Source organism: Pseudomonas shirazensis, assembly GCF_050496565.1.
Taxonomy (GTDB): Bacteria; Pseudomonadota; Gammaproteobacteria; order Pseudomonadales; family Pseudomonadaceae; genus Aquipseudomonas; species Aquipseudomonas shirazensis_A.
Genome location: NZ_JBNWAE010000010.1, coordinates 1 through 26,486, shown reverse-complemented (window position 1 = coordinate 26,486; position 26,486 = coordinate 1). Strand labels below are relative to the sequence as shown.

Below are 26,486 nucleotides of genomic sequence, written 5' to 3'. Positions count from 1 at the left end.
GATAGGCAGTGTATCGGCCCGGCGCGGCAAATCTTCACACGCTTTTGCAAGCATAGCCCGACCGTACAAATGCCACCCCCGCAAGACGCGAGGTAGTGCAACGGAACAATGACTACAGCGCAATTGAGGAGTAGCCTCTCGCTGCGCTTCACTACAGGAGTCTATGCATGACCATCCGCCGTACCAAAATCGTTGCCACCCTTGGCCCTGCCAGCAACTCGCCGGAAGTGATCGAACAACTGATCCTCGCCGGCCTCGACGTTGCCCGCCTGAACTTCTCCCACGGCACGCCGGACGAGCACAAGGCTCGCGCCCGCCTGATCCGTGAGATCGCCGCCAAGAACGGCCGTCACGTTGCACTGCTGGGCGACCTGCAGGGTCCGAAGATCCGCATCGCCAAGTTCAGCAACAAGCGCATTGAATTGAAGATCGGTGACAAGTTCACCTTCTCCACCGTGCACCCGCTGACCGAAGGCAACCAGGATATCGTCGGCATCGACTACCCCGACCTGGTCAAGGACTGCGGCGTGAACGACGAGCTGCTGCTCGACGATGGCCGTGTGGTCATGCGCGTCGAGACCGCTACCGCCGACTCCCTGCACTGTGTGGTGCTGGTTGGCGGCCCGCTGTCCGACCATAAAGGCATCAACCGCAAAGGTGGCGGCCTGACCGCCCCGGCCCTGACCGAGAAAGACAAGGCCGACATCAAGCTGGCTGCCGAGATGGACCTGGACTACCTGGCCGTGTCCTTCCCGCGTGATGCCAAAGACATGGAATACGCGCGCAAGCTGCGTGACGAGTCCGGCGGCAGCGCCTGGCTGGTGGCCAAGATCGAACGCGCCGAAGCGGTTGCCGACGACGAAACCCTCGACGCCCTGATCGCTGCCTCCGACGCAGTGATGGTTGCCCGTGGCGACCTGGGCGTGGAAATCGGCGATGCCGAGCTGATTGGTATCCAGAAGAAGATCATCCAGCACGCCCGCCGCAACAACAAGGCGGTGATCGTCGCGACCCAGATGATGGAGTCGATGATCCAGAACCCGATGCCGACCCGCGCCGAAGTCTCCGACGTGGCCAACGCCGTGCTGGATAACACCGATGCGGTCATGCTCTCGGCTGAAAGTGCTGCCGGTGCTTACCCGATCGAAGCCGTCCAGGCCATGGCGCGCATCTGTCAGGGCGCTGAAAAGCACCCAACCAACCAGCGTTCCAGCCATCGCCTGCACACCACCTTCGAGCGCTGCGACGAGAGCATCGCCCTGGCGGCGATGTACACCGCCAACCACTTCCCCGGCGTCAAGGCGATCATCGCCCTCACCGAAAGTGGCTACACCCCGCTGATCATGTCGCGCCTGCGCTCGCATGTGCCGATCTACGCCCTGTCTCCGCACCGCGCTACCCAGGCACGTGCGTCGATGTTCCGTGGCGTCTACCCGATCGCGTTCGACCCGGCCTCGCTGCCGGCCGACAAGGTCAGCCAGGCTGCCGTGGACGAGCTGCTGCAGCGCGGTTTGGTCGAGCAAGGCGACTGGGTAATCCTGACCAAGGGTGACAGCTACCACACCATCGGCGGCACCAATGGCATGAAGATCCTGCACGTCGGTGATCCGCTGGTTGGCTGATTGCTCGCAACCACAGAAAAACCGCTCCTGGTGAGCGGTTTTTTTTCGCCCGTAGCCCGCGCGATCAAGCTTTATATAGCGCTCATGCCCCTCGTACAACCGTTTCAATGGGCACACCCATTCAATGGAACTTGGTCATGAACATCCAGGCTACCCAGTGGCTCAGCCGCTTTCGAGTCGACATCACCTCAAATTCCAACCGTGTATTTGCCAATGGCCGCCAGCAATTGCAGGTTACCGTGACGCTCGCCGCGCGCGACGGCAAGGCCATCAGCGAAGCACAGCTGGACAGTATTTACCTGTTTGAAATCGATCAAGACGGTCAATACCAACGGCTGGACAACGACCTGCTGGCCGAGCGCGAGCGTGACTTTCGCTTTGACTATCATGCAGCCAGCGGCGGTGTGGTGCAGCCGCTGCCCGACGCCAACAACCGCACACGTCGGCGTACGTTCTACGTGAGTTCCATATGCCCCGGCGGATCCCTGCACACGGTCTATGCCGGCATCCAATACGATGCCGATGCGCAGTTCGCGACAGACACCGCCCCGTTCAAGTCATCGGTAGTGATCGAGTCGATTGCCCCGCCCGTCGCCCATCGCTCACTGTTCCAGTTGTCGCTGGAACCCAAGCGGGCCTACAAGAAAAGTTCGGCGAACTACTGGGACGACGAGATCGAAGAGCAGATCGGCTTTTTCGGCTTCAGTGACCCGCAGCGCAAGATTGTCGCCACTGTTGCCCATGGCATCAGCTCTGGTATTCGCTTCTACGAGCGCAACAACTTCGACGAAGCGCTGATCTCGTTCGAGTTGACCAACCACTACAGCCAGACGTGCTTCATCTGTGCTTACCAACCTGACCACCCGGCCGAAGACCTGCCCGCTATCCCTCGCGCGCACCAGATGCTCCTGCACCTGTTCCACCGCCGCTTTTATTCGCGGCACTGGAATGACAGCTGGGTCGAGCTCAGCGCCTGGACCCTGATCGATCAACACGGCAATGCCTACACCGTCCACTTCCTGCCTGGCGAGAGTGGACGATCAGTAGACTTTCGCGTTGTTGAAAGCGCGACGTAACCCACCCACCACACCGCTTGGGACCTCGTCATGTCCAGCCTGCACACTCAAGCAAGCAACTTTGCAGATTTCGTGAAAACCGGCGTCGATCCGCGCAGCGGCCAGTTCACGTTGGCCATTGCCCTGCCGTTGCCGCCAGCCAACCACTTGCGCGGCCCTGCGCTGTCCATCAGCCTGTCTTTCAGCACCCTGGCTTCCAGCGTCAATCGTGGCTACGGCCTGGGCTGGCAACTGGGGCTTTCGCACCTGCAGTTCGATCAGGCCAGCGCCCAGTTGAGCCTAGGCTCGGGCGAGCGCTATGCCATCGACCTTGCCAACAGCGCGCAAGTCCCGGACGGGCCGTTGACGCTCAGCGACTGCAAGCTGGCCACGCTGAGGCTGACCTGGCAGGCGGACGGCAGCGTGCGCGTCGATAAGAAATCCGGCGAAACCGAGATACTGCGCCCGGTAGCACCCGGCAGCCCGCACTATGTACTCTCGCAATTGCGCTCGCAGGAAGGCCACAGCCTGTATTTCGATTGGCTGGCGTATGCCGATGACGGCTTTGTGCTACAGCAGGTCCGCGACGAACAGCGCCCCCTGCTGAGCCTCGACGGCGACAGCGGCCAGCTCGACATCACGCTCAATCCCCAGACTGATCAAGCGGCTTCGATCACGCTCCTGCTCAGCAACGATTTGCTGAGCGAGATCCAGCTGCCAGGGATCAGCAACCCATTTGCCTTCGAGTACCAAGCGCTTTCGCTGGACGGTAGCGCAGCGCAATTGCAGCTGCCGATCCGTGTTGACGGTCCGCTCGGCGCGCAAGACATCGTCCACTGGGCCAGCGCGGGCGACGGTCATCAGCTGCCTGTCGGCGCGCCCTTGAGGTATCTGCCTCGGGTCAGCTGGTGGACGCACTCCAGCGGCGTCAAGGACGTCGAGTTGCAGCACCACTATCACTGGGTTGGCGAGCACAACTTTCTCGGCTATGGCAGCGATCAGGCCTATGACTGGCGAAACGGCCTGGACAACCTGTATCAGGTCGAGAGCGACTATCAGTATCAAGTCATCGAGACCCTCAGCGACGCCCACGGGCGCGTTCTGGATCGCATCGAGCGAACCTGGGACCGCTTTCACCTGCTGCTCAGCGAGAGCCACCGCAGCGGCGACTGCGAGGTCCGTACCAGCACCCGCTATGGCGTCGAACCGTCGCTGGACTGGGCGCAACAGCCGCCGTGGTGCCAGTTGCCGCATGATGTCAGCACCACTTACATCGATCACGCCCGCGATGGCCTGAGCCGCACCCAGACCACCCGCTACCGTTACGATGGGTTTGGCAACATCACCCATGTGCGCTACCCCAGCGGCCTCGAGGAGTCGAGCAGCTACTACCCCGCCAGTGGTGCCGAAGGCTGCCCAGCAGACCCACTGGGCATGGTTCGCCAGCTCAGGAAGAAAGTCACCAAGCCTGCCGAGCCTCACCTCGGCGCGCCGACCTTGAGCGCGGTCTACACCTATACCGCGTGTGCAGCAGCCTGCGAGCAGGCGCCAGACTACCTGGTCATCGCTGTGGAGCAGTTGTTCGACGAACCACTGCAAGTCCTGCTTGAGCAGACCAGCCATCACTATGTCAGCGCACCTGGACCGACGTGCGGCCGTATTCAGAAACGCGTGGTTACCCTTGGCGACCAAGCCACCACCACTGAATTCGACTACAGCCTGACGGCTGAGCAAGTGATTACCCGCACCACAACCCTAGGTTTCGAGGCCGATGAACTGAACCGCTCCAGCACCCGGTGCGCACAGTCACTGCTCACTGGCCAGACCCTGTGGCAGAGCGGCGAGAGCGGTGCTGTCTGTCGCTACGAGTACGACCGTATCGGCCGCCTGCTGCGTACCCTGACTGCCGCCGACAGCCCCTACCAGCATGAGCAGCAGGTGCGCTATCACCTTGGCGATGAGCTTGCCGTGGGCCAACAGGATGAGCCCGGCACACCCGCGATGGTGATCGAACAGATCGAGGCCAGCGGACGCCGTCAACGGCAGTGGCTGGACGGAGAGGGTCGAGTGCTGCGCACGTTGCTCGAAGACCTCGATCACGCCCCTGGCGTGCTGCGTGAAGTGATGCGCTGCGAATATGACGCCCTTGGCCGGCAAGTTGCCTACACCAGCCTGGATTGGCTGGGTGATGGTCACGCCAGCCCGCTGCGCCTGACTACCACGCGCGGCTTTGACGACTGGGGTCAGTCACACCTCAGCGTTGGCCCGGACGGCGTCAGCAGCCACTCGCGCCACGACCCGATCGGCCAATGCAGCGAGCAATGGCAAAGCGCCGAAGGGTTGCTGGGGCCCAAACTGATCAGCCTAGCCAATGCAGCTGGAAGCGCGATCGAGCACCGCCATCTGGACAGCAACGGCCAGTTGCTGCGCACAGTGAAACTGCTGCGTGATGGCCTGGACCGGGTTATCGAAGAGCACATCAGCGCTGTGGGCTCACCGCCGTTGATCACGACCTACCGTTACGACCATTACTCGCGCATCGTCGAGAAAGGCTTGCCTGATGGCACTTGCCTGAGCTGGGCGTTCGCCGCGTACAGCGACGGTCAGCACCCAGAAACCATCAGCGTCAAGGCAGCGGAGGCGCAAGCATGAACCAACCCCACGTTCTGGCCCGACAGAGTTTCGATGGCCTTGGCCGACAACGCACGGTCGAGGTCGGCCCTCGCCTGACCCAGCACCACTACTGCCCCGGTCAATTACCCGCGCAGAGCAATACGCTGGCCGACGGCAGCCAGCTGCATTTCAGCTACGAGCGACAGCTGGATAACGCCCTGCTCAGTACCCGCGTGCAGCATCAGCAGGCTGAACAGCTGGCCTATCACCCCGTCCTCGGCCTGCCTCAGCAAGCGGACGCAGGCCTGGGCTCGTTGACGTGGCAATACTCCGCGGCAGGCCATCTGCTCGAGGAGCGCTGGCAGGTCGACCACCAGACATACCGCAGCAGCTGGCGACATTCACTTGGCGGGCGCGTGCTGAGCCTTACCGACAGTGCCGGCGCCGTGCACGCACGCGAGTACGACGGATGCGGCCGACTCAGCCTGCTGACGGTTGGCGATCTGCAGACCCGCTTCAGCTACGATGCATTGTCACGTCCCGCCAGTGTCGACAGCCTTGACCCCGCCAGTGGCAATCGCCTGCACCAGGCCTTTGCTTACGACAGCATAGGTCGGCTGGCCAGCATCCGCTTTGCAACCCTTCAGGCAGGGGTGAACCGAAGCTTCAGCCAGACCTTGAGCTACACCGGCCTCGACCAGCTCAGCACGCGCCGCTGGTCTGAGGCCGGTCAAGAACATGTTGAGCAGTTCAGCTACGACCTGCGCCAGCGCCTGACGCACTACCGGGTCAACCCTGAGGCGGATATACGTGACCCGTTCGGCAATCAGCTGGTCGAGCAGCGCTTTGCGTTCAATGCGCTGGACGGCTACCGCGAAGTGCTCAGCGTATTCGCCGATGGTAGCCAGGACCTTGCCTCGTTCGCTTACGCCGAGAATGATCCCACCCAGGTCATCGCGATCAGCCACAGCCACCCCAGCTGGCCCGCGCGCATCGAGTTGCACTACGACGGCTGTGGCCGGCTGATCGCCGACAGCCTCGGTCGGCAGCTGGCCTGGAACGAGCAGGGTCGGCTGAGCCGCGTGACGCTTGCCGGACAAACCTGCGAATACCGCTACGATGCCAGCGGTCGCCTGCGCGATCGCCAGCTCAACGGTGAAGTGCAGCGCAGCTTCTACAGTGCCGAGCAACTGACCCACGAACAGCACGGCTCCAATCGGTTGGCGCTGGCCGGCGATGGCGGCTCCCTGTTCGCCCTGACTCACATCGCCGACAGCGTCCGCCAGACCTGCCTGCTGGGCAGCGACGGCCAGGGCAGCATCAGGCTGCAGCTCGGCGAGAACCTGCACAGTGACCGCTACAGCCCCCATGGCAGCAGCGCCGAGCCGCAGCCACAGGTGCCCTTCGCCTACACCGGCGAGCGGCGTGAGCCGTTGACCGGCTGGTACATCGCCGCCGGTTACCGCCCGTACGACCCGCTGCTGATGTGTTTTCTGGCCCCAGACAGCGACAGCCCGTTCGGCCGCGGCGGGATCAACGGCTACGCCTACTGCGGCGGCGACCCAGTCAACCGCATCGACCCCGACGGCCACAGCTGGCTGACCTGGACCGCCGCCGGTATCGGTATCGGCCTGGGCATTGGCGCCACGCTGGCCAGCCTGGGTACGGCCTTGCCCGCCATCGCGGCCCTGCTCGGCGGCGGTGGCTTGAGTGCCAGTGCAGCACTGGCCGTCAGCAGCGCCGCCCTCAATGTGGTCTCGCTCGGCACGGGTATCGCCGCCATGGCCCTGCAAGCCAGCGGCAAGGATCAGCAGGCAGCCAGCGTATTGGGCTGGATATCGCTGGGCAGCGGGCTTGCCAGCGCCTTGACCAGTATCGCCCCGCGTCTGGCGCAAAGCGTTGAGCACATGCGCCAGGCCGCGGGCCGCAGCGCGAGCAAGATGGCCAACTTCCAACCCTACAAGCTCGGCCCTGGCGGCACTGCTCGACCGGCCAGCGTATTGTATGGCACCAGCAGGAACGGCCAGGATGTGGCTTTCGTTCCAAGCTTGTTTGGCGAGGGTGACGCGGCACTGGTAACCCACGGCAACCTGCTGGGCAAGCTGATGAATGCGCAAGGCCTGGCTGACGATGCGGTCAACGTCGCCAGCGATATCCTGCTACCCAGGCTGGCGCAGATGGGCTACGCCGATGGCCGCAAGGTCGTGCTGCTGTCATGCTGGGGTGGCAAAAGCGGCGCCGCGCAACAGATCGCCAACGTATTGGGCCGGCCAGTCGACGCCTATGGTGAAAAACTGTTCGTCAAGAGCCTGGCTTCGCTGCAGTCGCAGCGAACACTGGGCGGCACCCTGCACAGCACCAACGTGCCGGTATTCAAGGCGCCCTTGTGGCAGCGCTGGTTTGGCCAGGCTGACTTCAGCGATACCCGGCGCTACCGGATCGCAACGGCGCAGCTGTACTTGCCGCAATGACTCAGGCGTGCGCGACGAATATATCGGCCAACACCTGATTGCGCGGCACGCCGGCAATGAACAAGCGTTTGGCAAACCGCTCGACGCTGCTCGGCGAGCCGCACAGCAAGGCTACAGTCTGCCGCGAGCTCAGCCGCAGCTGGGCCAATACGCTGTCCAGCTGATCCGCCAGCACCAGCTCAACGGCAACCCCGGGCAAGCGCTGCACGGCCTCGGCCAGGTAATGGCCGGCGCCACTGCCCGCGACATGCAACAGCCTGATTTCACCGGTGTGGCCCTGGCGCAGCGCTTCACGCGCGACCGCCCAAAGCGGCGCCAGGCCTGTACCCGATGCCAGCAACCAGAGTGGCCGCGCTTGCCAATCCGGGTCGTAGTGCAGCGCGCCGTCGTGTAGCTCGCCAAGGCGCAGGCTGTCCCCCACCTGTAACCGCCGGGCCTGATCGCAGAATGCTCCCGCACGCCCACAGTCGATGTGAAACTCCAGGTAGTCGTCCTCACCGGGCAGGCTCGCCAGCGAGTACGGCCGTGCGACAGCGCCAAGCCACAACAGCAGATGCTGGCCGGCGCGATAGCGCAACGGTCGTTGCGCCAGCACGCGCAGGCGCAGTACCTCACCCAGCCAGTCTGCCGCGCAGACGCTGGCGGGCAGAGCATCGACCTGCGGGTCGAACAGGGTTACCTGCAGGTCACCGAGCACCCTGCACTGGCAGGCCAGGCGCCAGCCTTGTGCGCGCTGAGCTGCGGTCAATGCTTCTGGCATTCGATCATCAGGCTGACCGTCGACACAGCGCACCATGCACGCGTGGCAACTGCCGGCGCGGCAGCTGTAGGGCACGTTGCAGCCTGCGTCATTGAGAGCGTCGAGCAAGTTGCTGCTGGCAGGCACGCTGATTCGCTGCGCGCCCACGTAGACATCGGGCATGGGTCAAAGACCTCCAGGGTTCTGTCTGCATTCTACAGAACACACGCAACAACACTGCCAACCCGCTTCAGACCTTGGTCCCGCGCATGCGGTGGTGTGTCGCACCGGTATGCGCGCTATACTGCCGCGCCTTTTTTGCGTCGGCCTGACCTGCCGCCGCGTTGCCAGGCGTTTCGCCACGCGGGTGGTCGAAAAGCCTTTTACCGATGTTCCCGTCTTCAAGAGGAGCGCGCTGCATGACCGTGATCAAGCAAGACGACCTGATTCAGAGCGTCGCCGATGCCCTGCAATTCATTTCGTACTACCACCCCGTTGACTTCATCCAGGCGATGCACGAAGCCTACCTGCGTGAAGAATCGCCGGCTGCCCGTGACTCGATTGCGCAGATCCTGATCAACTCGCGCATGTGCGCCACCGGCCACCGCCCGATCTGCCAGGACACCGGTATTGTCACCGTGTTCGTGCGCGTGGGCATGGACGTGCGCTGGGATGGCGCCACCATGAGCGTCGACGACATGATCAACGAGGGCGTGCGCCGCGCCTACAACCTGCCGGAGAACGTCCTGCGTGCTTCGATCCTGGCCGACCCGGCCGGTGCGCGCAAGAACACCAAGGACAACACCCCAGCCGTCATCCACTACTCGGTAGTCCCCGGCGACAAGCTGGAAGTCGACGTCGCAGCCAAGGGCGGCGGCTCCGAGAACAAGTCGAAGATGGCCATGCTCAACCCGTCCGACTCGATCGTCGACTGGGTGCTCAAGACCGTGCCGACCATGGGCGCTGGCTGGTGCCCGCCTGGCATGCTCGGCATCGGCATCGGCGGTACTGCCGAAAAAGCTGCGGTGATGGCCAAGGAAGTGTTGATGGAATCCATCGACATCCATGAGCTCAAGGCCCGCGGCCCGCAAAACCGCATCGAAGAGATCCGCCTGGAGCTGTTCGACAAGGTCAACCAGCTGGGCATCGGCGCCCAGGGCCTGGGCGGCCTGACCACTGTGCTCGACGTCAAGATCATGGATTACCCGACCCACGCCGCTTCGCTGCCGGTGTGCATGATTCCTAACTGCGCCGCTACCCGTCACGCCCACTTCGTGCTCGACGGCTCCGGCCCGGCAGAGCTTGAAGCGCCGTCGCTCGATGCCTACCCGGAAATCGTCTGGGAAGCCGGCCCGAGCGCGCGTCGGGTCAACCTCGACAGCATCACCCCGGAAGAAGTCGCCAGCTGGCAGCCAGGCGAGACCATCCTGCTCAACGGCAAGATGCTCACCGGCCGCGATGCTGCGCACAAGCGCATGGTCGAGATGCTCAACCGTGGCGAAGAGCTCCCGGTCGATCTGAAAGGCCGCTTCATCTACTACGTCGGCCCGGTCGACCCGGTAGGCGACGAAGTGGTCGGCCCAGCCGGCCCGACTACCGCTACGCGGATGGACAAGTTCACCCGGCAGATCCTCGAGCAAACCGGCCTGTTGGGCATGATCGGCAAATCCGAGCGCGGCCCGACCGCCATCGAAGCGATCAAGGACAACAAGGCTGTTTACCTGATGGCCGTCGGTGGCGCTGCCTACCTGGTCGCTCAGGCCATTCGTAAATCGCAGGTGCTGGCCTTTGCCGAACTGGGCATGGAAGCGATCTACGAGTTCGAGGTCAAGGACATGCCAGTGACGGTGGCGGTTGATAGCAATGGCGAGTCGGTGCATATCACCGGGCCGGCGTTGTGGCAGAGCAAGATTGCCCAGAGTTTGGCGGTGGAAGTGAAGTAAGCAGATACGTGCTAGAAAAACGCCCGGCTTATGCCGGGCGTTTTGCTTTAGGGTATATATGCAGGTGGGCAGATCAGCCCCTGAGTTTACCCTGCCGCTATCACGCCAACACCTGACAAAAATGCTAGTTTCCAACATCACCCTATCCGCCTAACGTAATACCACGGCCTGCGCGTTTGCCAACACACAGGTACTTATCGATACTTAAAATTAATAGAACCGGGAGGAGTCTGGCATGCCCATTCAGATTAAAATCATCATCTACTTTTTGTCATCAATACTACTCGCCGCCTGCACATTCCAGCGAGACACTGTAAAAATCGACCCACCCAAGGCGGTACCACCGTACCCGCTAATTCAATTCTATAAGAAGGAAGGCAGCATCAAACCGGACTGCAACTTTCGTTTAAAGCCTGGCTCTCATAAATTTCGCGAGCGGGGCGGCTGCACCAATGATGACGACTATTATTTCAGTATTAGCGAGGCATCGGAAGGCTACGAATTCAGAATCATGAACAATGGTGATTGCCATGAAAAAGATGGATGGGCCGGATACGTATTAAGAGATCCCTTGCCGGGTGAAGGGATACCCATGACCGGCGTTGAGACCAGCTTCAATCTCGTCCGTAACGAAATGATCACGCGGGGGCTGCACGCATATGGAAGTCTTAATAAAGGAAATCTTTCAGGTAAAGTTTCATGCGTAAAAGTCATCTACCCTCCCGAACCATGATTAGTTGCCACCGTCAGGCTACCTGCGCTGCGAGGAAAAGAAAATGCACACTCATGCCACCGCCGAAGCGGCCGTTACGCTTTCATATCTGCTAGTCGAAAGTGAAGCATTCACAGGGCACAACGATGCGACTGCAAGTCTCTATGCCAACGGCAAACAACACTCGACTGTGCTTGTCACCCTTCAAGCTCGCGACAGCAACGGCGAAGCAGTGGGACTCCCCAGCAACGCCAAAGTAGAATTGATACCCTACGTAGGTGCTTACTCCGGAACGTGGAAAGTCACCAACGCCAGTTCTGACTTCGAAGTATTTCCCGAACGCACTGCCGTAGTACAAGCGATTGCCCCCGACCCGCAGAATCAGCAGTTCAAGCTCTATATTTATAATAACAATGCTACTACCAGCACCCTCAGTGACCGTTTCGCGGTTCAAGTGACCTGGGGAGGCTTGGCGTTCAGGACCAATCATCCTGACGTAGAGTATGGCGGCAGTGGCGACGCTGGAAAGTTTAACAGCAGTTTCAAGCTACAGTCTGTCCCTGCTCAAAAATACAGAGTTAGCGAGGCGCCTGCCCAAGAGATATTTCGAGGCACAGTGAATGGATTTACAGGATCGCTGAAGCGTGTCGCGTTGACCCTGACCCACCCCACTACGGGTCAGCCCGCGCGCCTGTATGCTTCTGCCCCAGTCACTAACTTTGCTTCGACCCATCACAATAAAGTTGCGAGCGGGGTTTACTTCAACTCGATAAAAGCGGCTATTCCAAACCTTCCAGCAAGCCTGTCCAGCGCGACTCACGAGCTGTTTAAAAAATACACCCCCACTCCAGAGGACTACTCAATCCTCATTTCTGCGTGGTCGCGTGTTGATGATACTTTCACCGCCCGCGAGCAAAGCGTTTTTTCGGGGCCATTGGATGTATACGGGAACCCGGTCTCGCTGAATGTGCATCTTGTCTCTGAGAGAACCACCGAGCCTGCCTATTGGGAATTATACAAGCTCACCCTTTCTACCAGTACTTTGTAAGTATTCAAGGGCGTCGTGTGGTCAGCAACCGTCGAGCGATTCGGCAAGCGGCGTGACCACTAAAACTTCGCCGCCAATATCACTTGTTTCTCTAAGCGTGAACATCCGAGGTGTCACATGTCCGCTGATGAAAATAAACATGATCGCCTGTTTCAGTTCAAGATAGAACTGGCGTCACCGTCACCGTCCTTGTACGCCAACGCTCTGCAGCAGGTGGCACTGACGGTGACCGCAGAAGTGCATCCAGGAGAGGAAGGCTTCACTGAGGGTGAGGCTGCCAGCTTGTCCATTGGCTGGCGTGATGATCGAGGCGAATACCGCCGCCTACCTTTTAATGACGATGGTCTGCACCCATGGTTCGTCACTACCGACCGCAACGGTTACGATTTCATACCCGCAGCCGACATCGACGTGCTCACAGAGCAATCAGCGCACGCAGATTCTTTGCTCCAGCCACGTGTCCGGAAAACCTTGTACGTCTCTAGCCGCGCCATCGAGCAAAAAATTGAGCTATACGCCACCATCGGCCTCACCGCTGGCGAAGGTGAACGGGACTACTATTCGGATGGTGACGACTTCGATTCGATGGTCGAGCTTTCAACGTTACGTGCCATTCCACTGCAGCCGGGTAACTTCGACTTCGTAGAGCACGTCAGGCGCGATAATGGCGATCTTTCGGTATATGAATACACCTTGGCGGTGGCCGGAGGAACAGCTCCAGCATTACGCATAGTGCAGGCCAACATGGCTCCAGCGGGGATGATCAAGTGGGCCGACAGAAACCAGAGCGAGCGCCGTGCATCGCACGTTGGCTTCGCGCCGCCTCGGTCCCGCACCTATCTTTACAACACGGCCATTGTATTGGGCCCTAACTTTCGGCCCGAACCAACCGTGCAGTGGCCAGTGGGTGATCACGTCACGCTGATCATCGAAGGTGGAAACACCATCCCGTACCACAGTGCCAGTGAGCTCGAGCAGGGCGGCCCCTGCGTGCTTAGGCTGCATGACAACTTCGGTAATGAGCACGAGGTGACGATCAGCTTCGATCCAGAAAATCGCTTCCAGTTGCTGCTGGGGTAAACGGGTCGTTTCCGGCTGCTCGTCAAAGGCCGTATCAAGCAAGGAGAATACTTCATGTCTGGCGCTCCGCTGAACGACGCTATTGTGCCCCTCAATGTGGGCGGAATTCACACCCAGGCGGATAACTTCCTCCAGTCAATGCAAGCCTCGGTCGACCCGCGTACAGGCCAATTCCCGCTGCAGTTCAGTGTGCCGCTGGGAGCCGTCAATGGCATGACCGGCCCCACATTCGCCATCACCTGGGCGTTCAGTAGCCTGGCGTCGCATAGCGCTAGCGGCTATGGCCTGGGCTGGAGCCTGACGTATTCGCAATTGATCAAGGATCAGGACGTGTGGACCTTGCAGTTGTCCAGCGGTGAGCAATTTGCCATCGACACCCGACAAGACACAGGTGTTGGCAGCAAACTTAGCTTTCATGACTACAAGCTCAGGGCCATGCACGTAACGGTTGTCGACGCCAATACATTCAAGATCGAGCACAAATCTGGCGAATCGGAAATACTGCGCCGGGTCTACGACCGTGGGGCACGTTATGTTCTGCAGGAGCTGCGCAGCCCGGAAGGACGCAGGGTTTATCTGGACTGGACTCAGACCAACGGTGTCGACTACCTGGAGGCGGTGCGTGATGAAACCCGCACTTTGGCCCGCCTGGAGCGCCAAGGCAACGCCCGCTTGATTCTCGAGCCTGGCTCCGTAAATGAAAGCGTCTATCGGTTTTATCTGACCAATGGGCGCCTTTCACGTATCCAGCTGCCCGAGGTAGCTACGCCTCTTCGTTTCACCTACGAATCGAAATCGGTGGGCAACAACCAGCAATTGTTGTTTCCGACCGCCTGCACCAACCCGCTTGGTGCGCAAGACAAGATATTTTGGAGCAATACCGCGCAAAACTCGCATCAGTTGCCGCTCGATGCGCCGCTGGGTTTCCTGCCGCGAGTCACCCGGTGGGAGCACAGAAGTGGTGCTGCACTGCCTGTACTTACACGTCGCTACACCTGGCAGGGCACGCGTAACTTCCTTGGGTTCGGCAACGCTCAGCATGATTTCAATTGGCAAAAGGGCCGCGATAACCTGTACCAGCTACGCATTCAATATGAGTATCAAGTTACCGAAGAACAGTCGGATGGCAGCGGCTTGCTTGCCACCATCACGCGGCGCTGGGACCGGCATCATCTGCTGCTTGCCGAGACCACTGTAAGCGGCAATTGCCAGACCGAAAAGCTCAGCGAGTACCACGTCGATTATCAGAAATCGTGGGCAGATCAGCCAGCCTATTGCCAGTTGGTACGTTACGCCCGTACCCGCTACACGGACCTGTCAACCGAGCAATCGCGCGAAGAAGTCACCGAGCATCACTACGATGACTACGGCAATATCACCTTCACCCGCCTGCCCACTGGCGTCACAGAGACATTCGAGTACTTCCCCGTGCAAGGAGAGCCGGGCAGATCACCAGCAGACAACTCGGCAATGGTCCGCCTGATGAAGTCAAAAACAGTGACGCCGGGGCCCGATAGCGTGGTGCGAGTGGTGCGAGTGGTGCCTGCGGCACCCGTATTGAGTATTCACTACAACTACGAAGACCTGCCGTCGCTGATCGACGGCGAACCGCCCCACGCCGTGGTCAGCCAGGAGCAATTGTACAATGACACCGAAGACACCGTTGTCGAGACAACTACCCAGAAGTATCTGAAGGACCCTGCACACTACGGCAGGATAGCGGAAGCAGTGACCACCCTCGGGCCAGTGGGCAGCGCCGACTCCACGACCAGCACCTTCTACAGTTATCTATTCGACGATGTCATGACGCCCACCGAGTTGACCACCGAAACCAGGATTCAAGGCTTCGAAGGCGATGCAGTCAACAGTTCAACAACCAGTGAGAAACGCTCGTTGGTAACGGGTTTAACGGTGCAGGAAACCAGCGCTGCGGGTGCCGTGACCAACTACCAGTACGATGCGCTTGGGCGTATCGTACTCACCCAGATTGCTCATGGCACGCCCTACGCGGTCGAACGAAGCTGCAGTTATCATGTGGACGACGCGTTTGTTCAAAGCAACAGGCCGTTGCGAACGACGAGGGATGGCTCCGAGCCACTCCCTAGCACTGCAAGCCAGGAAGAAATTGATGCCCTGGGACGGCGCAAACAGTCCTGGCTCGATGGTCATGGGCGGGTGCTGCTGGTTCGGCTCGAAGACCTTGACCACAGTGCAGGCACCTTCCGTACCGTGAGCGAAACTGTCTACGATGCACAGGGGCGGACCACCGAACACACAGCACATGATTGGCAGGCAGGCGCTCCCCTGTTCAGCCTGACTACGCGCTCAGCCTACGATGACTGGGGCAACCTGTGCCGCGAGGAGGCACCCACTGGCGTGGCTGCACATACTCGCCATGACCCCGTTCTCATGCTTACCGAGCAGTGGCAGACAGACGCCGCCGGCAAGCCGGGCAGCAAGACGCTGACCCAGAGCAACATCGCTGGCAGTCCGATCCGCACCGAATTATATGACCAGAATGGACGCAAGGTCCGCACGACCTTCCTTGAACGCGACGGTCTGGACCGTGTAATGCAGGAATGCGTGGTACTCGCCGATGGCGCCAGGCTGATAAAAGACTTCACTCACGATGCCTATAGCCGAGTCTGCACAAGCACCACGTGGTACCAGGAGCAATCAGCAACCTGTGCCCGTCGCATAAGCAAAGTCTACGCGCCCCACAGCGACGCGGATCATCCGGTGTCCATTGCTGTCAGTCACATTCCAGGGGTGCCTGCCAAATGAGTGCGCACGTTGTCGGTCAACAAACCTTCGACGGGCTGGGTCGCCAGCTCAGCATCACGGTAGGCGGACGCCTTACCCACTCGACCTACGTCGCCGGGCAGCTCGCGCCTAGCGCCAACATCCTGCCTGACAACCGCGAGATCGGCTTCGAATATGTCCATTCACTGGAGGACCAGCTAAAGGAAGTACGCCCAGCCGATGAACCTGTCGAGACTTTCGACTACCACCCCCAACTGGGCGTGAGAAATCACGCTAAAGGTTCACTTGGTGACCAAAACGTGACCTTCAGCACAGATGGCCTGCGCGCCACCGATATCTGGAACGTCGACAAGGACGAACACATCACGCACTGGCGCCACAGCCTGGGCGGGGTGCTGTTGGGATATGAAGACAGCAGCAACGCTGAACACAAGCGCTACCATGACGTGTTTGGCCGCCTTGAGCGGATGGAAGTGGGCGAGATTTCATGCCAGATTGGCTATAACGAGTTTTCCCTGCCTTGCAGCTACACCACCATCGACAGCGCCAGCGGTAACCAGCTGCTGCAAACCGTCAGCTACGACAGTCTCAACCGCGAACACATCCGCAGCTTCGTTGCGACCACCGCCGGCATCAGTCAGACCTATGTGCAGACCCTGACCTACACCGACCTCGACCAGCTCAAGAGCCGGCACTGGAAGGAAGACGCCCGCCAAGGCGAAGAAACGTTCAGCTACGACCTGCTTGGCCGCTTGCGCACCTACACCGCCGACGGCACCATTGCCCCTGAAGACCCATTCGGCAACCGAATTGTCGAGCAGGTGTTTACCCTCAACATGTTCGATGGCTACGAGCGGGTAATCACTACCTTCATCGACGGCAGCCGCGACGAGGCCTGCTTCAGCTACGACAATCCGCAGGACCCCTGCCAGGTCAGCGCCATCAGCCATAGCCATCCCAGCTGGCCGGCGGCGATCAGCCTAGATTACGATGCCTGCGGGCGCCTGCAGGCAGACAGTCTTGGCCGTCGGCTGAGCTGGGACGTACAAGGTCGCCTGAAGGGGGTCGATTACCGAGGCAAGACCTGCACCTACGGCTACGATCCAAGCGGTAACCTGTGTGATCGCACCGTCGATACAAAACGCACACGCAGTTTTCACAACAACGGCGTAATGACCCATGAACAGTGTGGTGATGATGTCGTGCACATGCTGCGCGACGCCGGCCAACTGTTTGCCCTGGCCCGACTGTCCTCCGGGATACGTCAGGGCAATGCGACCCTGATTGGCTGTGACGCGCAGGGCAGCGTGCGTCTCGAAGTCGACTTGGCCGCTCGTACTCGTCATTACACCGCCCATGGTGCCGCACCAACCGAAGAGCAGGCCGGCAGCCCGTACGGATTTGCCGGGGAGCGGCGAGAGCCGTTGACCGGCTGGTACATGGCTGGTGGGTTTCGCCCATACGATCCGGTGCTGATGATGTTCATTGCCCCGGATAGTCTTAGCAAAAGCCCATTCGGCCAAGGGGGCGTCAACCCTTACAGTTATTGTGCCGGCGACCCGGTCAATCGTATCGACCCGGATGGCCAGTCTTGGTGGCCATGGCTGATAGCAGGGTTCGGTATAGTGAGCGGGTTCGCTACAATCGTGGCCAGCTTCGGCGCAGCCGCGCCGGCCGGCGCGGCCATCATTGCAGCCACGAATGTGGGCGTGGCGAGCCTGACCGTCACCCAGGCAGTCGCCATTGGTGTTGCGGCCCTAAGCGCTGTTTCAATTTCGACTGGCGCAGCTGCGTCGGTTGGAAGGCTTGTGGACAGCGAGTGGCAGGGAGCGGCAATACTCGGCTACATCTCAGGGGCCATAGGGTTGGTTACCGGCGTTTATGGGATGAGACATATCCTGTCAAAAGTAGGCGAAAAAATTGGCAGAGCAGCTCGCGTGGTTACTCACCGCTTAAACGAGGGTAGTCGTTATGGGCTTAATGCTGCGCCGCTGCCGAGTAATCTTTCCGCTAAATTTTTTGTGAATTACGATACCGAGCTTACTCCGGCGTTTTTAACACGCAGTAACTTGAGCGGAAAGCTCATGGGCCTTGACGGCGAAATGTACTCCCCTGAAAAACTCGCGCAAAGGCTCCTTGAGCCGTCAATCACGGCCAATGCTTTGGCCGGCGCTACCGATACCGAAGGTGCGTTGCTACTGGCAGCTGATTACGCAGGCATATCTGGTACAGCTCAGCGACTCAGCAAGACATTGGGCATGCCTGTAATAGCGCCGGTCGGCAAAATGACTGTGCCAATAGGCGCGCCTGGTGCTCCTGGCATAAATGCCGGTGTGCCTTTCAGTAATTTTTTGTCTACACAACCCAGCCTGCCTCCGGGCCTGCCTGTAGGCGGCCCCCAGGAGCTGCGTGTGCATGCGGTTTGGAACATCTACCTACCGCATTCGTAGGCGAGAAGCGATATCGAGCCTTCAACGCACCTCTCGTCATTCTCGCCACTGGAGAGCCCACAGCATGAGCGACATCGTGATCGGCCAACAAACATTCGATGGTCTGGGGCGTCAGCGCAGCGTCACCGTATGCGGGCGCCGTACTGGTTTTACTTATGTAAGCGGCCAGCTGCCCGTCAGCGCCAACACGCTGTCTGACGGTCGTGAGATAAGTTTCGATTACGTACACGCTCTGGACGATCTGATCAGGGAAATCCGCCCGGCCAACGAACCGGTCCACACCTTCAGCTACCATCCAAAACTAGGCGTGCTCGAAAGCGCCAGAGGCCCGCTTGGCGAAAAAAGTACGACATTCAGCACAGGTGGTTTGCGTATAAGCGACACATGGGATGTCGATGCTGCAGAGCATGTCACTACCTGGCGTCAAAGCCTGGCCGGCGTGCTGTTGGGTTTCGTAGACAGTGGTAACGTCGATCACCAACGCGATATTGACCGCTTCGGTCGCCTGGTACGTATCGAGGCAGGTGCGGTTAGCTGTGCTATTACCTACAATGATTTTTCCCTACCAGCGAGCTACACCACCACAGACAAGAGCAGTGGCAGCAAGCTGGTGCAGACCATCTGTTATGACAGCCTCAACCGAGAGCACACGCGCACCTTCGTCTCGACCTTGGCCGGAGTCAACCGGACCCAGCGCCAGACACTGACCTACACAGACCTCGACCAGGTCCACACGCGACGCTGGGAGGAAGATACCCGGCAAGGCGAGGAAACCTTCACCTACGATCTCCTCGGCCGCTTGCGTAGCTACACCGCCGACAGCGCCATTGCACCTGTGGACCCATTCGGCAACCGGGTCGTTAAGCAAGTTTTCTCCCTCAATGTACTCGATGGCTACAAAACGGTAGTCAGCACCTTTGCCGACGGTACTCACGACGTAGCCAGCTTCAACTATGACAATTCCGAGGATCCCTGCCAGGTCAGCTCGATAACCCACACTCATGAGAGCTGGCCCCGTTTGATCAAGCTCAACTATGACGCTTGTGGACGACTGCAGTCAGACAGCCTCGGGCGCACGCTGAGTTGGGACGCGCAAGATCGCCTTGTCCGGGTCGACTATAAAGGTAGTAGCTGTATCTATGGTTATGACCCCAGCGGCAACCTTTGTGATCGTACGGTCGACAATCAGCTTACTCGAAGCTTCCACAGCGACGGGCAGGTCACTCACGAGCAGAGCGGTGAGGAGGTACTACGCTTGCTGGGCGACGCCGGCCAGTTGTTCGCTATTGGCCGCGTTACGGCCGGCGTCCAACAAGGCAATGCAACCCTGCTCGGCTGCGATGCCCAAGGCAGTGTGCGGATCGAGCTTGATAACGGCGTGCGCAGCCGTCACTACACTGCCCATGGGGCAGAGCAGTCCACAGAGCAAGACAACCCCTACGGATTTGCCGGAGAACGCCGCGAGCCGCTCACCGAATGGTACATCGCCGGTGGAAACCGGCCCTATGATCCATTGCTGATGACGTTCATCGCAGCAGATAGCCAAAGCCCGTTTGGCCGAGGCGGCATCAACCCTTATAGCTACTGTGCCGGCGACCCGGTCAACCGTATCGACCCGGATGGACACGCCTGGTGGGCATGGCTCCTGGCCGGTGCAGGCATGCTGATCGGGGCAGCAGTCACGATCGCCAGCTTCGGCGTCGGAGCGCCTGCGGGCGCAGCTATCGCGGGGCTTTCCAGCACGGGCCTGGCCGGCCTTACCGTGAGCGGGGCCGCCGCGATTGGTAGCGCTGTGCTTGGAGTCGCTTCCTTGGCCACCGGTGCTGCTGCCATGGTCATTGAGGGAGGATTCAATGACACGAAAACTGCCAGCATATTGGGCTGGGTTTCGTTCGGACTGGGCGTAGCGAGTGCAGCACTGCACTTGGCGCCCAGAGCAGCGAGCGCAGCGGCCAAAGCAGGCCGAACGATCGGCAGGGGATCATCGATCACATCCAAGGCTACGAGTCCAACAAGCTTGCCGAACAGAGGAGTGGCTCAACCGCCGGCCCAGCCAGTCAACAATGAGATCGCGTTCCTACCTAATCACGACGGTCATCGATCGCCCGTCTTTGTCACCCACGGCGGTACCGATGGGACGTTGATGGACATGAGTGGGGCGATGATATCGCCGGAAGAGTTGGCAACTACAGTAATTGCCCCGCAGATCGAGGAGTTTGCATTGGCAGGCAAGACCGACATCGACCGCCCTTTACTGCTGCTGGCATGCTATGCGGGGGAATCCGGTGCAGCGCAACGGGTCAGCGATACACTAGGCATGCGAGTTATAGCGCCCATGGGTGAACTGACCGTAGGCAATTTTGATGCGGCAGTGGAGGCCATGATACAAGGCCTCCCATACAGAAACGTTTCCACCCCATACTCAAGCCTGCCCGGAAAACTGCAGAGCGCTCTACCCCCCAAAGATCGAGTTGACCCTGTGTGGAATATCTTCTTGCCTCGCAAGCCTTGAGCGCTGAAGCCAAAGCGCGAGGCTCATACACGTTGGGTCAGGCTGTCAGTTGCTTGAGCCAGAAGGACACCTGCTTCACAGTTGCATCCGGCTGATGCACATCCCGCCAGCTTGCGTGCATGCGTAGGGAGGGATCGTCACAAAATCCCCGGTTGCGCCAGAAGCCATGCAACGGCTTGTATTCGGCGGGCCGCAGTGGGTGCCCGCCTGGTCGCTCGACGGCATAAAAGGCACAGCAATCAAAATCACCGAGTTTATGCGCATAGGCCTCACGCTCGATGAAGAAACGTACACCGAGGCCCTGACCGCGATAACCCGGCAGCACCACTGATTGAGCGAAGTAGAAGACCTTGGCAGGGTCATGCCCGCGAGCGCTGAAAGCTGCCTGTATATCCGCCGCGGCTTCCGTCAGCGGCAGGCCAAGGGCCGCACCAACCAGTCCCCCCTGATCCTGCGCCATTACCAGCAGGCTGCGCTCGGAGCTCAGGCAGGCGCCCAGGCAGGTTGCCTCATCCTGCGGCGTAGCGTCATACAGAAACGGATATTCACGCAAAACCTGCAGACGTAACTGGCCAAGCTCTGCGATGTAGGGCGCGATCGCCGCGCCATGCAGCAGGCGAATTTCCATAGAGAGTGCGTCGTCCTGTCGTTGTGGAAAGGCACACGGACGAACCGGGCTCGAGACAAGACCGTATCACCCCTACCCCGTGTGCGCCTTTCCCCTGCGCGACAGTTACATCACCAACACCGCAGTGCACTTCAACCGAACGGTCGCGCGCCCTGGCGCAGGCCAAACAACAGCAGCAACAGGTCCTGATCCGGCTGCACCGTGGCTTGAGCCTTCACGGTACGCGGTGGCGCGCATTGGCTGAGCAGATCCGACTTGCTGAATACCGTCGGTCGCGGCTGCTCCCAGGCGGCAAACGCGACGCTGGTCACCAACAGCGATGACACCAGGAACAGAGTTCGAGCGGTTTCTAGTTTCATTGACCTAAACCTTTGACTGCGCTGCCAAACGCCGTCTGGTAAAAGTAGAGCAATGTTTGCCACTCGGTGTCGTTGAGTGACGAATGGCGCCTCAGCTGACCGAGGTCGTTCAGCGCCGCGCGCTGGCGACTGATGCGCCGCCGGCACTTTTCCAGGTCGAGCAAAGCGACTTCGGCGGTGGCCTGCTCGCCTTCACCGCTGACCTTGATGAATACATGTTTGCCGTACAGGCAGCCGTGCTGCCAATGACCCTGGTGCATACGCGCGAGGTTCTCGGCCAGGTCCTTGAGCATGCGTTCATGCAGGACAGCCGGGTACGCCTCACGGGCGCCGTTGGCGTACCAGGTCTCCATGTCGACAAAGCCATCCAGCGCTTCGCTGACCAGCAGCGCACGCCACTGGTGCTCCGCATCGCGCTGTGCACCGCAATAGACGATGCGTGGCACGCGCACGCCGAGCTGCTCGAAGCTGTGCAGCGCATCCAGCTCACGCAGCACGGTCGGCCGGCCAAACGGGTGCAGCAGGCTGCGGTAGGTATGGCCGATCTGGCGCTTGGCATACAGCAGTTGGCCGCTGGGGGCGTTCAGCCGCTGCACGCCGCTTTCGCCACCGCGGCGCTGATTGGGCTCTTCGACCCACTCGCCCTGCTGTTGCCAGTAGAAATCGAACTGCGATTCACGGCCCTGAGTCACTACCATATTCTCTACCCCTTGCGTAACACGTAGACCCGCCACATGGCGTAGAGCGGCAGGAAATCCAGGCGCTCCTGGATACGAAAGCCGGCCGCAACAAATTCCTGCTCAACTGTGTCAGCAGGTAACACGAAACGATTCTGGTAACTGTCCTTGTCGGCCCGGTTGTTGCGGCGCTTTTCCAGCTTTTTGCGCCGCCAGGCCTTGAAGTTGCCATCCACCCACAATGAAACGATCACGCTGTCGCGACTAACCCGATGAAACTCCGAGAGAATCGTGCGCCGATGGCTGGCTTCACCGATGTGGTGAAACAGCCGCATGCAAAAAATGCTATCTACTGCATTGTCCGGCAGATCAATGGCGAAAGCAGAGGTCTGCAAGGGCCGTACCCGTGCCACTACGGCTGGCGGTTGCGCGGCACAGGCTGTCTCGATCATCGCCTTGGAGTTATCTGCGCCGATGATCACCCGGTTGGCCTTTTCCGCCAGCAGCGGCCAGAAGCGCCCCGCCCCACTCGGCAGATCCAACACCAGGCCAGGGTCGCCAGCCAGTGCCAACGCGCGCCGAGCCAATTGCTCATCGCGCAGATGGGACAGCCGCCGGGCGAGACCATTCTGATGCTTGTGGAAGTAATCCTGTGCGTGTTGCTGATCGTACTTTTCGGAAAATTCAAGTTTTATCGGGCTGCGCATCGGGCATCTCCTGAGCTGATGCGCGCAATTTAGAAAGACGCGCGTCGGGCTCAGGTGATGCAGATGTGAAAAACTTGTAAGCCTTTTCCTACATCATTACAAGCGATTACCGATATCAGGCACTGTCGTCGGGCGGCGTCTGCGCAGCACTGGGGCTGAGGTCGACCTGGAAGCGGCAGCCGTGTGGCGCTGTTGCAGTCAGCGTCACCCGCCAGCCCTGATCATCACAAATGCGCTGCACCAGCGACAGGCCTAGCCCCAAGCCCTCACCGCGACGCTCACCGCCACGCACGAAGGGCTTGAACATCTCTGCACGCTGCTCTTCGGGGATGCCGACACCACTGTCCTCGACGCTGAAGCCCTGGGCATCGAGGGTCAAGCGGATGTAACCCGAATCGGTGTAGTGCGCTGCGTTGCGCAGCAGGTTACCCATCACCGATTGCAGGAAGGTGGCGTTGTACAGCACCGGGCTGGCGTTGGCGCGGCCGTCGTAGTGCAGGGTCAGGCCCTTTTGCTCGATGGTGTCGCGCCAGACACCGATCAAGTCATCGCCAACTTCACGCAGGCTGGCCCGTGAGGCCACGGCGCCCTCGTCATGCTGCGCCCGGGCGAGCATGAGGAAGGTCTTGACCAGCTCCTGCATCTCTTCGGTGGCGCGAGCAATCCGTTCGACCTGGGCCCGCGAACGGGTGTCCAGGCTGGGGTTCTCGATCAACAGTTCGCAGGACGTCGCCAACACCATCAAGGGCGTGCGCAACTCATGGCTGACGTCACTGGTGAACAACCGCTCGCGGTTGAGGGCATCGCGCAGACGGCCAAGGGTGTCGTCGAACGCCACTGCCAGCTGCCCTACCTCATCGGCGGCGTAGTCCGGCGCCAACGGCGGAGCCAGACCCAGCAACTGGTCACGATGGCGCACCTGCCGTGCCAGGCGGATGACCGGCGCCATCACCCGGCGTGCCAGCAGCCAGCCGAGGAATACTGCCAGTACCAGGCTGAGCACAAAACCCACCACCACCACCGCAAACAGTAGCCGTTCGCGCTCTTCAAAATCGCTCTGGTCCTGCAGCAGTACGTAACGGCGTCCGTCTACTACCTCGACCATCGCGTGGTACGAAAGCTGGTCGCGAAAAACTTCATGAAAACCAGGCGAGAGGTGATGCAGATCCTTGGGTAGCTCGAAGTCATCGCGCCCGCCGCTGAAATAGAACAGCTGATCGGGCCGCGGCCTGTGGCTCCAGTCACTGACGCTGTCCATGCGCAACAGGCGCTGCAGATCACCACCGAGCACGGTTGAAATCAGCCGTTCTTCGACCAGGTGCACCGTCGAAACGATGCCGATGGCGAAAGCGCCTGCGACCAATGCGCTCATCAAGGCAAAAGCGATAATGATGCGCTGGGCGAGGCTTTGCTTAAACTCCATCGCGACCCTCAGCGAGGCGGTAGCCAACGCCATGCACGGTGTGCAGCAGGGGCTTTTCAAACGGTTTGTCGATCACTTGGCGCAACTGGTGCACATGGCTGCGCAGGCTGTCGCTGTCGGGACAGTCATCGCCCCACAGAGCTTCTTCGAGAACTTCCCGGCGCAGTACGTGGGGGCTCTTCTGCATCAGTACCGCGAGCAGCTTGAGGCCGACCGGGTTGAGTTTGAGCAGCTTGCCCTCGCGTGTGACCTCAAGGGTGTCGAGGTCGTAACTGAGGTCGGCCACCTGCAGCGTGCGCCTGCCACCGCCCTGCGCGCGGCGCAGGACCGCTTCGATGCGCGCAGCCAGCTCCGACAGCGCGAACGGTTTGAGCAGGTAGTCGTCGGCGCCCGAGCGAAACCCCTGCAAACGATCATCGAGCTGATCGCGAGCCGTGAGCATGATCACCGGGGTATCGCGCCGGGCATCTTCGCGCAAGCGCTTGCACAGGGTGTAGCCATCGATGCCGGGCAGCATGATGTCGAGCACAATCAGGTCATAGTGCTCAGTTGCGGCCAGGTGCAAACCGGACAGACCGTCCTGGGCGCAATCGACCGTGTAGCCTTTCATACCTAGATAGTCAGCCAGGTTGGCGAGGATATCGCGGTTGTCTTCAACCAAAAGAATGCGCATCGGTTTCTCCTGTGCGGCGCTTTCGCAGTGCGCGGCAGGCGCAGCTTACGGGCATCGCTGGCGCGGCGCCAGCCTTGCCGGCTGATCACTGCTGCTGACATATTTTTCACCAAAACTTCACAGCGCAAATATAGCCCCAGGCAGACAATCGCCGCCTTTTCCTGCGCCTGGAGTCACCATGCCCCCCGCCGTCCGCCCGCGTCCGCTCAATCTGTGGTTGTACCTGGGAATTCCCCTGGGCTGCGCACTCGCACTGCTGTTGCTCGAATCGACATCACTGGACATGTCCCTGGCCGCCCTCGCCTTCGATCCGGGCGCCGGGCAGTTCATCGGCAGGCACAGCTATGTTCTGGAAAACGTCCTCCACGATGGCGTCAAGCAAGTGGTCATTGGCTTGGCACTGGTGGCGGTGCTGGCGTTTTTTGCCAGCCTGTTCTGGCCGCGGCTGTTTGCCTGGCGCAGAGAGCTTGGCTGCCTGGTACTGTCGCTGGCCCTGTCGACCAGCTTTGTCACCCCGCTCAAGGTTGCCACGGCAGTGCAATGCCCGTGGAGCCTGAGCCAATTTGGCGGTGAGCAGACCTACAGCAAATTGCTCGAAGCCAGGCCACAAACCGACAAACCCGGACGCTGCTGGCCCGGAGGCCATGCGGCGACCGGTTTCAGCCTGTTTGCGTTGTTTTTTGCGTTGCGTGATCGCCGACCGCGGTTGGCCCGAGGCGCTTTGCTGCTGGCGTTTACCCTCGGCAGCGTGCTGTCGCTTGGGCGGATGCTGCAGGGCGCGCATTTCTTTTCGCACAATGCCTGGACGGCGGTGTTCTGCTGGTTGATCGGCTTGGCGTGTTACTACCTCGTGCTGTACCGCCCAGGCCTTTCCGGAGCAACGCGCTCTGTGTAGGAGCAACTGTCTTGTTGAAAATCTGAAGACCGGCGCAATTCCTGTGGGAGCGGGTTTACCCGCGAACACGGGCGAAGCCCGTGTCACTCGGCGCGGTGCTTGCTTCGCGGGCAAGC

Annotated in this window: 19 protein-coding genes; 12 read left to right on the top strand and 7 right to left on the bottom strand. The window is 60.3% G+C overall.

Annotated elements, in window-relative coordinates:
• Window positions 1-167 precede the first annotated feature (167 nt).
• The 4 genes from pyk (at window position 168) to ACQZ2L_RS15760 (ending at window position 7,761) form a co-directional block, all read left to right on the top strand.
• Entirely contained in the window at window positions 168-1,622 is a 1,455-nt protein-coding gene (pyk, locus tag ACQZ2L_RS15775) for a pyruvate kinase (RefSeq protein ID WP_101321958.1), read from the top strand.
• Window positions 1,623-1,759: 137 nt separating this feature from the next.
• Window positions 1,760-2,698, top strand: a complete 939-nt coding sequence (locus ACQZ2L_RS15770; RefSeq protein ID WP_430326892.1) for a hypothetical protein — start codon at window positions 1,760-1,762, stop codon at window positions 2,696-2,698.
• Between the two features lie 30 nt (window positions 2,699-2,728).
• On the top strand, window positions 2,729-5,329 hold the full coding sequence (locus ACQZ2L_RS15765; protein ID WP_430326891.1) for a hypothetical protein: 2,601 nt from the start codon (window positions 2,729-2,731) through the stop codon (window positions 5,327-5,329).
• Window positions 5,326-7,761 (top strand): RHS repeat-associated core domain-containing protein, encoded by a 2,436-nt coding sequence (locus tag ACQZ2L_RS15760; protein ID WP_430326890.1) that lies wholly within the window; start codon window positions 5,326-5,328, stop codon window positions 7,759-7,761. The genes ACQZ2L_RS15765 and ACQZ2L_RS15760 overlap by 4 nt, the downstream gene beginning before the upstream one ends.
• A 1-nt stretch (window position 7,762) precedes the next feature.
• On the opposite strand, the gene ACQZ2L_RS15755 is transcribed toward ACQZ2L_RS15760, so the two are convergent.
• Window positions 7,763-8,683, bottom strand: a complete 921-nt coding sequence (locus tag ACQZ2L_RS15755; RefSeq protein WP_430326889.1) for an iron-sulfur-binding ferredoxin reductase — start codon at window positions 8,681-8,683, stop codon at window positions 7,763-7,765.
• Window positions 8,684-8,919: 236 nt separating this feature from the next.
• Between ACQZ2L_RS15755 and ACQZ2L_RS15750 the strand changes: the two genes are divergently transcribed.
• The 7 genes from ACQZ2L_RS15750 to ACQZ2L_RS15720 all read left to right on the top strand — a co-directional run bounded on the left by ACQZ2L_RS15750 (window position 8,920) and on the right by ACQZ2L_RS15720 (window position 21,008).
• Window positions 8,920-10,443 carry a fumarate hydratase gene (locus tag ACQZ2L_RS15750; protein ID WP_430326888.1) on the top strand — a complete coding sequence of 508 codons (1,524 nt, stop codon included), beginning with the start codon at window positions 8,920-8,922 and terminating at the stop codon, window positions 10,441-10,443.
• A 235-nt stretch (window positions 10,444-10,678) separates the two neighbouring features.
• Window positions 10,679-11,176, top strand: a complete 498-nt coding sequence (locus tag ACQZ2L_RS15745; RefSeq protein WP_430326887.1) for a hypothetical protein — start codon at window positions 10,679-10,681, stop codon at window positions 11,174-11,176.
• A 43-nt stretch (window positions 11,177-11,219) separates the two neighbouring features.
• Window positions 11,220-12,203 carry a hypothetical protein gene (locus tag ACQZ2L_RS15740; protein WP_430326886.1) on the top strand — a complete coding sequence of 328 codons (984 nt, stop codon included), beginning with the start codon at window positions 11,220-11,222 and terminating at the stop codon, window positions 12,201-12,203.
• Between the two features lie 117 nt (window positions 12,204-12,320).
• A complete protein-coding gene (locus tag ACQZ2L_RS15735; RefSeq protein WP_430326885.1) occupies window positions 12,321-13,283 on the top strand; it encodes a hypothetical protein in 963 nt (320 codons plus the stop codon).
• A gap of 54 nt (window positions 13,284-13,337) precedes the next feature.
• The gene (locus ACQZ2L_RS15730) at window positions 13,338-16,067 is read left to right on the top strand and encodes a hypothetical protein (protein ID WP_430326884.1); all 2,730 of its coding nucleotides are present in this window, start codon (window positions 13,338-13,340) and stop codon (window positions 16,065-16,067) included.
• A complete protein-coding gene (locus ACQZ2L_RS15725) occupies window positions 16,064-18,496 on the top strand; it encodes an RHS repeat domain-containing protein (protein WP_430326883.1) in 2,433 nt (810 codons plus the stop codon). Before ACQZ2L_RS15730 ends, ACQZ2L_RS15725 begins: the two co-directional genes overlap by 4 nt.
• A 64-nt stretch (window positions 18,497-18,560) precedes the next feature.
• Window positions 18,561-21,008 (top strand): RHS repeat domain-containing protein, encoded by a 2,448-nt coding sequence (locus tag ACQZ2L_RS15720; RefSeq protein ID WP_430326882.1) that lies wholly within the window; start codon window positions 18,561-18,563, stop codon window positions 21,006-21,008.
• Window positions 21,009-21,045: 37 nt separating this feature from the next.
• On the opposite strand, the gene ACQZ2L_RS15715 is transcribed toward ACQZ2L_RS15720, so the two are convergent.
• The 6 genes from ACQZ2L_RS15715 to colR form a co-directional block, all read right to left on the bottom strand.
• A complete protein-coding gene (locus tag ACQZ2L_RS15715; protein WP_430326881.1) occupies window positions 21,046-21,636 on the bottom strand; it encodes a GNAT family acetyltransferase in 591 nt (196 codons plus the stop codon).
• 131 nt (window positions 21,637-21,767) lie between these two features.
• A complete protein-coding gene (locus ACQZ2L_RS15710) occupies window positions 21,768-21,995 on the bottom strand; it encodes a hypothetical protein (RefSeq protein WP_430326880.1) in 228 nt (75 codons plus the stop codon).
• Window positions 21,992-22,693 (bottom strand): lipopolysaccharide kinase InaA family protein, encoded by a 702-nt coding sequence (locus ACQZ2L_RS15705; RefSeq protein ID WP_430326879.1) that lies wholly within the window; start codon window positions 22,691-22,693, stop codon window positions 21,992-21,994. Before ACQZ2L_RS15705 ends, ACQZ2L_RS15710 begins: the two co-directional genes overlap by 4 nt.
• A 5-nt stretch (window positions 22,694-22,698) precedes the next feature.
• The gene (locus tag ACQZ2L_RS15700) at window positions 22,699-23,379 is read right to left on the bottom strand and encodes a class I SAM-dependent methyltransferase (RefSeq protein ID WP_430326878.1); all 681 of its coding nucleotides are present in this window, start codon (window positions 23,377-23,379) and stop codon (window positions 22,699-22,701) included.
• Window positions 23,380-23,494: 115 nt separating this feature from the next.
• Window positions 23,495-24,802: a sensor histidine kinase gene (locus tag ACQZ2L_RS15695; RefSeq protein ID WP_430326877.1), complete on the bottom strand. Its 1,308-nt coding sequence runs from the start codon at window positions 24,800-24,802 to the stop codon at window positions 23,495-23,497.
• On the bottom strand, window positions 24,792-25,475 hold the full coding sequence (gene colR, locus ACQZ2L_RS15690) for a two-component system response regulator ColR (protein ID WP_101321966.1): 684 nt from the start codon (window positions 25,473-25,475) through the stop codon (window positions 24,792-24,794). Before colR ends, ACQZ2L_RS15695 begins: the two co-directional genes overlap by 11 nt.
• 178 nt (window positions 25,476-25,653) lie before the next feature.
• Here colR and ACQZ2L_RS15685 point away from each other — a divergent pair, with 178 nt between their 5' ends.
• The gene (locus tag ACQZ2L_RS15685) at window positions 25,654-26,370 is read left to right on the top strand and encodes a phosphatase PAP2 family protein (protein ID WP_430326876.1); all 717 of its coding nucleotides are present in this window, start codon (window positions 25,654-25,656) and stop codon (window positions 26,368-26,370) included.
• The last annotated feature ends 116 nt before the right edge of the window (window positions 26,371-26,486 follow it).